Origin of the sequence: Halomonas sp. DP5N14-9 (assembly GCF_019802175.1) — a bacterium.
In the GTDB taxonomy this organism is placed as follows: Bacteria; Pseudomonadota; Gammaproteobacteria; order Pseudomonadales; family Halomonadaceae; genus Halomonas; species Halomonas litopenaei.
Window position 1 is genome coordinate 239,171 of the sequence record NZ_JAHVHR010000029.1, and the last position, 11,006, is coordinate 250,176.

Consider the following 11,006-nt stretch of genomic DNA (forward strand, 5'->3'; position numbering starts at 1 on the left):
CCAGACATCAGAGCAGCAACTGACGCTCGCACCACTCTCGGTGCCAGTCCTGGGGGCTGGCACCGTATTGACGCTTGAAGGCACGGGTGAAGCTGGCGGCGTTCAGGTAGCCGCAGTGGTACGAAAGCTGATCGATGCTGGGCGGATGGCGGGTCTTGAGTCTGGCCCTTGCCTGTTCCAGCCGGGTGCGCCTGAGCGTCTCGGCCACGCTCTCTGGGTGGTCGCTAAAGGCGCGGTAGAGCCCGGCACGGGAGCAGCCCAAGGCGTGAGCGATGCTGTCGACGTTCAACCGAGGCTCACCGGCGTGCAGTTCGATATAACGACAGGCGGCATTCATCAGGCTTTGGCGCTGGGTCGCCTCCCACTCGAGCGACAGCGGCCCTTTCAACTGCGCCAGCGCTACCAGGCTCATGTCGCGAGCGGTATCCAGTGCGCAGGCCAAGTCCTCGCCGGCGAGGGCCTCTTGCTCCTTGATGACGCCAAGCAGATGGGTCGTGAGCAACCGGGTCATGGCGTTGTCGGGAAGGCTGAAGGGGCTCGACTCGGCCCGCGTCAGCGCATCTGGCGCCCTGGCCTTGACCTGGGGCCGGGGAATCATCAGGTACAGCATTGAATGCTGTATGGCGAGGCTGGAAAGTGGCTGGCAGCTATCCAGCACCACCAGGCCGCTCTGGCTGGTGACACGAAGTCGTCGGTCAGGGCCTTGCCGCAGGCGCGCCTCCCCGGCGAGCGTCAGACTGACCAGCACACAGTTGCCATTGTCCTGGGCAAAGTGAGCAGCGGTGTCGTCGTTGGTACACCAGCCAAGGACGGCACCACCCGCGCTTGAAGCACTGATCACGCAGGCTCGATAGTCGTCAGCGCGCCGGCCTTGGGGAAGCTCGAGCGCTATGGAGGGATGCAGACTGCGCCAGTAGTCAAAGCGTAACTCGGGTGCAACCACCATCGTCGAGTGACGCTGAAAGGCCGCCAGGGGGGATGGCGCTTCGCTGGACATAAGGAGCCTGAACAAGGTCTGGGGTGCGTGATCATCATCTGTTGCGCGTTCGAGCAGCGCTTGTTCAGCATAGATCACTACGCCAACTGGTTCGGCGGCCAGTGGCGAGCTACCTCCAATGCCTGAGAAAAAGATGAGATTGGCTCGTCTTTCAGGATCTATGGCTTACATATTGTGCATGGATGGGCATGGGCTGACATGAAACGCGGCGCATCGATATCCCATCTGCTGGTGCCCCTTCCACCAAACACGACAATGCCGCGATTCCTGCTGGCGCCAGCCTGTCACCACTGGGGCGATGGCGCCGGAGATAGCGGCATTGTTGATGGTGATGCTTCCTGCTTGCCTGGCAGGAGGTCGGTCGAACCAGGCAAGCTGTCCAACCCGGATAGGGTCAGGCGACGGCGGTTTCGCGCTGGCGTTCACGCGCCTCGCGCTGACGGCGCAGGAACATCGGCTCCGGGTTGTCGACGGACACCTGGTAGTGGCGCGAGAACACCGTGAGCGAGGCCAGGGCGTCTTCCACGACCTGGTCTTCGCGCAGCGAAAAGGCGTCGAAGCCACAGCGTGCCATATAGGACAACTGGTCGATCAGCACGTCGCCCACGGCACGGATCTCGCCCTTGAAACCGTGACGCTCCCTGAGTACCCGGGCCAGCGAATAGCCGCGGCCGTCGGTAAACTTGGGAAAGTCGATGGCGATCAGCGGCGCGTCTCTGAGTGCGGCGACGGTGTCCTCATCGAGCTGGGTGTCGCTGGGCAGCCAGGGCGCCAGGTCGTCGCGACGCTCGGCGGCCAGCCAGACGTCCAGGCGGACGATGGTCATGGGCTTGACGGGGGTTGCACCCTCGTCATCGACGTCAGACTGGAGCACCCAGGCGTCTTCCACCAGGCGGCGTTCCTTGATCAGCGGGCGTTGCGGCGTCTGCTCAGGCATAAACGTGCTCCTTGAAGGGTTTCAGACCGATGCGGCGATAGGTGTCGATGAAGGTTTCGTCGGCTTCGCGGGCGCCAACATACACCTGCAGCACCTTGTCGATGACCTCCGGCACATCTTCGCGGAAGAAGGAGGGGCCGAGGATCTTGCCCAGCGAGGATTCGTTGCCCTGACTGCCGCCGAGGGAGATCTGGTAGTACTCCTCGCCTTTCTTGTCCACGCCGAGAATGCCGATGTGGCCGACGTGGTGATGACCGCAGGCGTTCATGCAGCCGGAAATGTTGAGATCCAGCGGGCCAAGGTCGTAGAGGAAGTCGAGGCTGTCGAAGCGCTCCTGGATCGCCTGGGCCACCGGAATGGACTTGGCGTTGGCCAGGGCGCAGTAGTCGCCGCCGGGGCAGCAGATCAGGTCCGCCAGGGTGCCCACGGTGGGGTTGGCCAGGCGCAGCTCCTCGAGCTTGTGCCACAGTTCCTCGATACGGTCGACGGCCACGTCGGACAGCACCAGATTCTGTTCGTGGGTCACCCGCAGCTCGCCGAAGCTGTACTCGTCGGCCAGGTCGGCGATCTGAGCCATCTGTTCGGAGGTAACGTCACCCGGTGAATGACCGCTGCGCTTGAGCGACAGGGTAACGGCCTTGTAGCCCGGTACCTTGTGGTCGGTGACGTTGTTGGTGACGAAGCGAGCGAAGGCCCGGTTGTCACGACGCAACGCCTCGAAGGCCTCGATGGCGGCGTCATCCACCTTGCGACGGGGCGGATCGACGAAGTGCGCCGCCATGTCGTCGATGGCCTGCTGATTGAGGGTCTGGGCGCCGTCCTTGAGGTGGGCCCATTCTTCCTCGACGCGCCGCCGCATCTCGTCGATGCCGAGTGCCTTGGTCAGGATCTTGATGCGCGCCTTGAACTTGTTGTCGCGGCGACCGAACTGGTTGTAGACCCGCAACACTGCCTCGAGGTAGGTCAGCAGGTGCTGCCAGGGCAGGTCCTCGCAGATGGTCTCGCCGATCATCGGAGTACGGCCGAGACCGCCACCGACCAGCACCTTTACGCGGACGTCGCCGGCGTCGTTGCGCCACAGACGCAGACCGATGTCGTGGACCTGAATGGCGGCACGATCCTCGGCGGCGCCGGTCACGGCGATCTTGAACTTGCGCGGCAGGTAGTAGAACTCCGGGTGGAAGGTCGACCACTGACGAATCAGCTCACACCAGGGACGCGGATCCACTTCTTCATCGGCGGCGATGCCGGCGAACTGGTCGGTGGTGGTGTTGCGGATATCGTTGCCGCTGGTCTGGATCGAGTGCATCTGCACGCTGGCGAGCTGTGCCAGCATTTCGGGCACGTCCTCGAGCTTCGGCCAGTTCAACTGAAGATTGGTACGGGTGGTGAAGTGGCCGTAGCCGCGGTCATAGCGGGCGGCCAGCTCACCGAGCTTGCGCAGCTGGTAGGAGGCCAGCATGCCATAGGGGATGGCGATGCGAAGCATGGGCGCGTAACGCTGTACGTACAGACCGTTCTGCACCCGGATCGGGAGGAATTCTTCCTCGCTGATCTTGCCTTCGAGGTAGCGACGCATCTGGTCGCGGAACTGTGCGACGCGTTCGTCGACCAGGGTCTGATCATGGTTGTCGTAGCGATACATTCAGCGCGTTCCTGCAGCCAGGGAATGACGGGACGTTGCGGGTTACTCTACCTGCACGCCATTATGCTATAAAAGAATAAATAGTCATAGTTTGGGTGCAAAAGGTAATTAAAAGGTGTTGATAGGCGTCGTGCGGGGCGCTACACCTTCAGACTCTGCCAGCGGCGGCGTTGCCAGATCACCGCAAAGCACAGTGAGTTGAGCGCGCGGTAGCCTAGCTGACACCACCAGATGCCGGCCAGGCCGAAGCCTTCATGCACGCCGAACCACCAGGCCAGCGGCAGGAAGACCAGCCACTGACCGGTCAAGGTCAGCTGCATCACCGTACGGTTGGCGCCGGCGCCGAGCAATGCCTGGGTGAACACCAGGGCGGCGGCGTCGAGCACGATCATCAGCGCGGTCAGGCGCAGCGCATCGACGCCCAGGGCGATCAGTTCGGGGTCATGCAGAAACAGGCCCAGCACGGCTTCCGGCATCAATGCCATGGGCAGGGACAGGGCAGCGAGCAGCAACCAGGCCATGTGCACCACCTCCCAGCCCCAGCGGTGGGCCCTTTCCGGCGACTCGCGCCCCAGCGCCTCGCCGACCAGGCTCATCGCCGCCATGCCGAGGCCCACGCCGGGCAGAATCAGCAACAGCGATAAGTTAACCAGCACATGGCCCACCGCCACGCTGGCGGTGTCGACCTGGCCGAGGATCCAGAACAGCACGGCGTAGCCGGCGGCGAACCAGAGCTGCTGAAAGGAGTGCGGCGTGGCCAGCTTCAGGGTGGTGGCCATGGTGCTGCCGCCGAGTCGCCAAGGCGAATGACACGGCCTGTGACGAGTGCCGCGATGGCCAGGCGTATGGCTCAACCAGGCCCAGATGGCGACACCGGCAAACAGCGACAGGCTGCTGCCGAGCCCGGCACCGCTGACGCCCATGGCGGGCAGGCCCCAGTAGCCGAAGATCAGGCCGATGCTGGCCAGCAGGTTGACCAGATGCATTACCAGCATGATCCGCAGGTACAGGCCGGTCTGCTGGATGCCGTTCCAGTAGCCTCGGTAGCAGAAGATCATCGCCACCGGCAGCAGCGCGATCAGACGCCAGCGAAAGTAGTCCACCGCCATCGACGTCACCCGCGGATCGTCGTTGAGCCAGGCCATGATCGGACCGGCCTGCCACAGACACAGGACCATCAACGGCAGGCCGATCATGACGGCCAGGGTAAGTCCCGCCGCCAGCGGCTCCCCGCGTGGATCGTGGCGCAGCTCAACGCCAAGCTCGGCGGCCGCCGAGGCAACGGGCGTCTGATGGCGTTCGCCATGGCGCCGCGCTACCTGAGCCTGAACCCCCGACGACAGCCCGAACAGGCAGGCGGTGACCATGAACATGGCGTAGCCGCCGATGCCGGCGGCGGCCAGCTCGGTCTCGCCGAGCCGGCCCACCAGGGCGGCGTCGACCAGGTTCATCAGGCTCTGGCTCAACATGCCGGCCATGATCGGCAGCGCCAGGCGCAGGATCAGACGCCAGCGCGTCAGGTCGGGCAGCAGGGCCTGTTGTTGCAGGGAACGCATCAGGCGTCGTAGGACAGTACCGGCGACAGCCAGCGTTCCATGACGTCCAGCTCCATGCCCTTGCGGCTGGCCAGGGCCTCGACCTGATCCCGGGTGATCTTGCCGGTGGCAAAGTACTTCGACTGCGGGTGGGAGAAGTACCAGCCGGACACCGCCGCCGCCGGCCACATGGCAAAGCTCTCGGTCAGTTCGAGCCCGGTGCTGGCCTCGGCGTCGAGCATGCGGAACAGCGTCGCCTTCTCGGTGTGGTCAGGGCAGGCGGGGTAGCCAGGGGCAGGGCGGATGCCCTGATACTTCTCGGCAATCAACGCCTCATTGTCGAGCTGTTCCTCGGGTACGTAGGCCCAGAACTCCTTGCGCACCCGCTCATGGATCAGTTCGGCAAAGGCCTCGGCCAGGCGATCGGCCAGCGCCTGCACCATGATGGCGTTGTAGTCGTCGCCCTTGGCCTTGTAGGCCGCAGACAGCTCCTCGACGCCGTGACCGGCGGTGACCGCGAAGCCACCGATCCAGTCCGGCTTGCCGCTGTCCTTCGGGGCAATGAAGTCGGCCAGGCTGTAGCAGACTCCCTCTCGGTTCTTGGTGGTCTGCTGGCGAATATGGTGCAGACGCTCGATCACCTCGCCGCGGGTCTCGTCGGAATAGACTTCGATGACGTCATCATCGACGCTGTTGGCGGGCCACAGGCCGATGACCCCGCGCGCCTGGATCAGGCGTTCGTCGATCAACTTGCGCAGCATCACCTGGGCCTCGTCGAACAGTTGGCGTGCGGCTTCGCCGACCACCTTGTCGTCGAGGATCTTCGGATACTTGCCGACCAGCTCCCAGCTCATGAAGAAGGGCGTCCAGTCGATACGATCGACCAGTTCGTTGAGGTCGTAGTCCTCGAACACCTTGAGACCGGTAAAGGTCGGCGCCGGCGGGGTATACCCCTGCCAGTCCAGCGCCGGCTTGCGCGCCCGGGCATCGGCGTAGGACAGGTCGGCGGCCTTGGGGCGGCGCTTGGCATTGCGCTCGCGGACCTTGACGTACTCTTCCCGGATCTCGTTGACGTAGGCCTCTTTCAGCCCCGGTGACAGCAGCTTGCCGGCCACGCCCACGGCACGTGAGGCGTCGGTCACATAGATCACCGGCTGCTCGTACTGGGGTTCGATCTTGACCGCGGTGTGCGCCTTGGAGGTGGTGGCGCCGCCGATCAGCAGCGGCAGCTCGAAGCCCTGGCGCTGCATCTCCTTGGCTACATGGACCATCTCGTCAAGCGAGGGGGTGATCAGTCCCGACAGGCCGATGATATCGGCGTTCTCTTCCCGGGCGGTCTTGAGGATCTTGTCGGCGGGCACCATCACGCCGAGGTCGATCACCTCGTAGTTGTTGCACTGGAGCACCACGCCGACGATGTTCTTGCCGATGTCGTGGACGTCGCCCTTGACCGTGGCCATGACGATCTTGCCCTTGGCCTGGGTGTCTTCGCTCTTTTCCGCCTCGATGTAGGGGATCAGGTAGGCCACCGCCTGCTTCATCACCCGCGCCGACTTGACCACCTGGGGCAGGAACATCTTGCCGGCACCGAACAGGTCGCCGACCACGTTCATGCCATCCATCAGCGGCCCCTCGATCACCTCGATGGGGCGGGTCGCGCGCTGGCGGGCCAGTTCGGTGTCATCCTCGATGTAGGCGGTGATGCCCTTGACCAGAGCATGCTCGATGCGCTTCTCGACCTCCCAGCTACGCCACTCGAGGTCCTCCTTCTTCTCACCGCCGGAGCCGTCGCCCTTGTACTTGTCGGCGATATCGAGCAGCCGCTCGGTGCTGTCATCGCGGCGATTGAGCACCACATCCTCGACGGCTTCGCGCAGCTCTTCCGGCAGGTCGTCATAGACCGCCAGCTGGCCGGCGTTGACGATGCCCATGGTGAGCCCTGCGCGAATCGCGTGGTAGAGAAATACCGAGTGGATCGCCTCGCGCACCGGATTGTTGCCGCGAAACGAGAAGGACACGTTGGAAACGCCGCCCGACACCATGGCGTGCGGCAGGTGTTCGCGAATCCAGCGGGTGGCCTCGATGAAGTCCACCGCGTAGTTGTTGTGCTCGTCGATGCCGGTGGCGATGGCAAAGATGTTGGGGTCGAAGATGATGTCTTCGGCGGGGAAGCCGATATCGTCCACCAGCACCCGGTAGGCGCGTTGGCAGATTTCGGTCTTGCGCGCGAAGGTGTCCGCCTGGCCGGACTCGTCGAACGCCATCACCACCACGGCGGCGCCATGACGGCGGCACTCGGTGGCCTGGTGGCGGAAGGCCTCTTCGCCTTCCTTGAGCGAGATCGAGTTGACCACCGCCTTGCCCTGGATGCACTTGAGGCCGGCCTCGATGATCTCCCACTTGGAGGAGTCGACCATGATCGGCACCCGAGCGATGTCCGGCTCACCGGCGATCAGATTGAGAAAGCGCACCATGGCTTCCTGGGACTCGAGCATCCCCTCGTCCATGTTGATGTCGATCACCTGGGCGCCGTTCTCGACCTGCTCGAGCGCCACCTCCAGGGCGGTGGTGTAGTCCTCTTCCTTGATCAGTCGCTTGAAGCGAGCCGAGCCTGTGACGTTGGTACGCTCACCGACGTTGACGAACAGCGAATCGTGCTCGATGTTGAACGGCTCAAGGCCAGACAGACGGCAGGCTCTGCTGCGGTCCGGAATCTGGCGCGGGGGCAGGTCCTTGATCGCGCGGTGGATGGCGGCGATATGCTCGGGGGTGGAACCACAGCATCCACCGATGATGTTGACCAGGCCACTGCGCGCGAATTCAGCGACGATCTCGGCCATCTCTTCGGGGGTCTGGTCGTACTCGCCGAACTCGTTGGGCAGGCCCGCGTTGGGGTGAGCCGAGACGAAGGTGTCGGCCTTGGTCGACAGCTCCTCGACGTAGGGGCGCAGCTCCTCTGCGCCGAGGGCACAGTTGAGGCCCACGGTCAGCGGCTGGGCGTGGCGCACCGAATTCCAGAAGGCCTCGGTGGTCTGGCCCGACAGGGTGCGCCCGGAGGCGTCGGTAATGGTGCCCGAGATCATTACCGGCAGGCGCTCGCCGGTCTCGTCGAAAATCTCTTCGAGGGCGTAGATCGCCGCCTTGGCGTTCAGGGTGTCGAAGATGGTCTCGATCATGATCAGATCGGAGCCGCCTTCGATCAGCGCCAGGGCTGCCTCGCGGTAGTTGTCACGCAGGGCATCGAAGCTCACGTTGCGCTTGGCCGGGTCATTGACGTCCGGCGACAGCGAGGCGGTACGCGAGGTCGGGCCAAGCACGCCGGCCACGTAGCGGGGCACCCCTGTTTCTTCGCCGACGTCGTCGCATACCTGGCGGGCCAGCCGAGCGGCTTCGCGATTGAGCTCCGGGACCAGCTCCTCCATGCCGTAGTCCGACTGTGACAGGCGGGTGGAGTTGAAGGTATTGGTCTCGAGGATGTCGGCACCGGCCAGCAGATAGTCGCGATGGATGCGCGCCACCAGGTCCGGGCAGGTCAGGGCCAGCAGATCGTTGTTGCCCTTGAGGTCCGACGGCCAGTCCTTGAAGCGCTCGCCGCGGAAGTCTTCCTCGCTCAAGGCCGCATTCTGCAACATCGTGCCCATGCCGCCATCCAGCATCAGAATGCGGTCTTTCAGGCTATCGATGAGGCGGGCTGTCTGAGGGGTCGGTGCTGCTACGGCCATGGGCGGGTGTGTCTCCAGCTAGACGCTTGTCAGGTCGACGAACGATAAAATTTTTATGGGCCAGCGCTTGTGTCCACGCGGCAGGACCCCCATGTGCATGCCGGAATACACGGCGATGTCTCGGGAGTCGGTCGAAGGGGCCATATGGTACCAAAGCACCGGGCCTGGCGGCAGGGGCAGCGTACCTGCGCTGGCGGAAACCAAAATCCGAGTAAAATACTCGGGATTGAGTCTGACGCAGGTGTCGCTTACCATGGTCCTGACCAAACCCGCGGGGCCACAGCGCCCGCTGTCAGGCGGGGCGAACTAGCGAGAGACCCATGAGCGAGAATATCCAGATCACCGACAGCGCACAGGACTACCTGGCGGAGCTGCTCGAGAAGCAGAACGTCGAAGGTATCGCGGTGCGGATCTTCATCACCCAGCCGGGCACGCCCTACGCCGAGACCTGCCTGGCGTACTGCCGGCCGGGCGAGGAAGAGCCCAGCGACGAGCGCCTGGAGCTTTCCAAGATCGCCGTCTATCTCGACGCCAACAGCATCCCGTTCCTGGAAGAGGCGGTGGTCGACTTCAACGCCGATCGCATGGGCGGCCAGCTGACCATCAAGGCGCCCAACGCCAAGATGCCCAAGGTCAACGCCGATAGCCCGCTCGAGGATCGCATCAACTACATCCTCTACAGCGAGATCAACCCGGGCCTGGCGGCCCACGGTGGCGAGATCAAGCTGATGCAGCTGACCGACGACCAGGTGGCGGTGCTGGCCTTCGGCGGCGGCTGTCAGGGCTGCGCCGCGGTGGACCTGACCCTCAAGGAAGGCGTCGAGAAGACGCTGATGGAGCGCATCCCGGAACTCGCCGGCATCCGCGACGTCACCGACCACACCGATACCACCAACGCATACTACCGTTGACGTTCAACCGGCCGACTGGCGCACTGAGGTTCCGCCCTCAGGATCAAAGGTGAATCAACAACGCCGCTCCATGGAGCGGCGTTGTTGTGTTTGGGCAAACCAGTAGGGCTAGGGGGCGCGCGAGACTGGTTGGGGAGCGACAGGTGCGCCCGTCGAAGCCGGTGTCCGCGATCAGCCATCCACCGCCGTCATAGCGGAACTGCCAGCGGTCGCCGTTCTGGTTGGTCAGCGCCGAGAGCCGCAGCAGGCGGTCGCAATGGTAGGCTTGAATATAAATAATAAGAGCTGGTCCATGGGGGCACGGCGCTCGGTCGGCTCGCCCTTGCCGCTTGTCGTTGTGAAGAGTCGATAGTGCTGGTTGGTAGGGGCGTGACCTCCCGAAACTTTATATGGCGAACTCCACATCCAGCGTCGAAGAGCCGGATGTTTTCTGCATCCAAGAGTTTGAGAAAGCCACTTACCCTGAATACATGGATTCAATCATTATTCTAAGATGTTTGCTTCCAGGTTCTTCTCCCCATGACTCCATTAGCTCTGAAGATAATTTGTCGCAATGTGCTATTACATCTTTTCCAGAAGCTTTATTCCCACACAAAGTTGAAGCACCACCAAATATGTTAGAGATTTCATCGACTAGAGCACCAAATTGTCCTATATATTTAGAGTCTAATGTTGCCAGTGGGTATTCAAGTTCAATTTTGTCGATCGGATCTTGTGCGTCCACAAGTTTTCCGGAAAGAAAAAGCTTTAGCTGTATGATTGTTTCAGATTGCCACGCAGGGGCTTTTTCTTTCCGATAAAAACTATAAGTGTCATAATTTAAGTTTGCTCCGGCGGTCTTAAGGATTCTGTTTGACTCACCAAGGGAGTACACCCTAGGTAAGTCAATAATTACGGACACTGTCTGATGAAATTCATCGTTATTATTCATAGGATTCCTTTTGTGGTAGGTACTGTATGCCTGAATGCATCAACCGCACCATGCCGAGCTGCCCTGGTGGCGGCGCACTTCGCGATGCAGGTCGTCGCGCTCGAAGGCCATCAGCTGGCGCTGGTCCAGGGTCATGGCGTGGACATGGCCGGAGCCATAGCGCAGCCAGGCCAGGGTCTGGCCGTCGGGCAGGGTGGTGGTCTCGCGGTTGCCCAGGGCGTCGTGGGTGTGGCGGGTGACGCTGGAGTAGTCACCGCCGTTGGGCAGCTGATGACGCTGCACCTCGGCGATCAGGTTGTCGGCGGTGTCGAAGTGAAAGCGCGTCTCG

At 62.8% G+C, this 11,006-nt stretch carries 8 protein-coding genes; 1 reads left to right on the plus strand and 7 read right to left on the minus strand.

Annotation, left to right across the window (positions count from 1 at the left end; translation table 11 throughout):
- Window positions 1–7: 7 nt before the first annotated feature.
- From KUW00_RS22575 to metH, 5 genes are all read right to left on the minus strand, one after another.
- Entirely contained in the window at window positions 8–841 is an 834-nt protein-coding gene (locus KUW00_RS22575; RefSeq protein WP_222569580.1) for an AraC family transcriptional regulator, read from the minus strand.
- A gap of 550 nt (window positions 842–1,391) precedes the next feature.
- Entirely contained in the window at window positions 1,392–1,934 is a 543-nt protein-coding gene (locus tag KUW00_RS16030) for a DUF934 domain-containing protein (protein ID WP_045992194.1), read from the minus strand.
- Window positions 1,927–3,579 (minus strand): nitrite/sulfite reductase, encoded by a 1,653-nt coding sequence (locus tag KUW00_RS16035; RefSeq protein WP_045992193.1) that lies wholly within the window; start codon window positions 3,577–3,579, stop codon window positions 1,927–1,929. Before KUW00_RS16035 ends, KUW00_RS16030 begins: the two co-directional genes overlap by 8 nt.
- A 140-nt stretch (window positions 3,580–3,719) precedes the next feature.
- A complete protein-coding gene (locus tag KUW00_RS16040) occupies window positions 3,720–5,135 on the minus strand; it encodes an MATE family efflux transporter (protein WP_222569581.1) in 1,416 nt (471 codons plus the stop codon).
- Entirely contained in the window at window positions 5,135–8,836 is a 3,702-nt protein-coding gene (metH, locus tag KUW00_RS16045) for a methionine synthase (RefSeq protein ID WP_222569582.1), read from the minus strand. The genes KUW00_RS16040 and metH overlap by 1 nt, the downstream gene beginning before the upstream one ends.
- Window positions 8,837–9,156: 320 nt before the next feature.
- Between metH and nfuA the strand changes: the two genes are divergently transcribed.
- The gene (gene nfuA / locus KUW00_RS16050) at window positions 9,157–9,747 is read left to right on the plus strand and encodes a Fe-S biogenesis protein NfuA (RefSeq protein WP_045992189.1); all 591 of its coding nucleotides are present in this window, start codon (window positions 9,157–9,159) and stop codon (window positions 9,745–9,747) included.
- Window positions 9,748–10,204: 457 nt separating this feature from the next.
- Here nfuA and KUW00_RS16060 read toward each other — a convergent pair whose 3' ends face one another.
- Window positions 10,205–10,678, minus strand: coding sequence for a hypothetical protein (locus KUW00_RS16060; RefSeq protein WP_222569583.1), 474 nt, complete (start codon window positions 10,676–10,678; stop codon window positions 10,205–10,207).
- A 39-nt stretch (window positions 10,679–10,717) separates the two neighbouring features.
- Window positions 10,718–10,960 carry a hypothetical protein gene (locus tag KUW00_RS16065; RefSeq protein WP_045992188.1) on the minus strand — a complete coding sequence of 81 codons (243 nt, stop codon included), beginning with the start codon at window positions 10,958–10,960 and terminating at the stop codon, window positions 10,718–10,720.
- Window positions 10,961–11,006 lie beyond the last annotated feature (46 nt).

Bases quoted from the DNA above. Each gene is read 5' to 3' on its own strand.
- KUW00_RS16035 (WP_045992193.1), bottom strand. From the start codon at position 3,579: ATGTATCGCTACGACAACCATGATCAGACCCTGGTCGACGAACGCGTC.
- nfuA (WP_045992189.1), top strand. From the start codon at position 9,157: ATGAGCGAGAATATCCAGATCACCGACAGCGCACAGGACTACCTGGCG.
- metH (WP_222569582.1), bottom strand. From the start codon at position 8,836: ATGGCCGTAGCAGCACCGACCCCTCAGACAGCCCGCCTCATCGATAGC.
- KUW00_RS16040 (WP_222569581.1), bottom strand. From the start codon at position 5,135: ATGCGTTCCCTGCAACAACAGGCCCTGCTGCCCGACCTGACGCGCTGG.
- KUW00_RS16030 (WP_045992194.1), bottom strand. From the start codon at position 1,934: ATGCCTGAGCAGACGCCGCAACGCCCGCTGATCAAGGAACGCCGCCTG.
- KUW00_RS16060 (WP_222569583.1), bottom strand. From the start codon at position 10,678: ATGAATAATAACGATGAATTTCATCAGACAGTGTCCGTAATTATTGAC.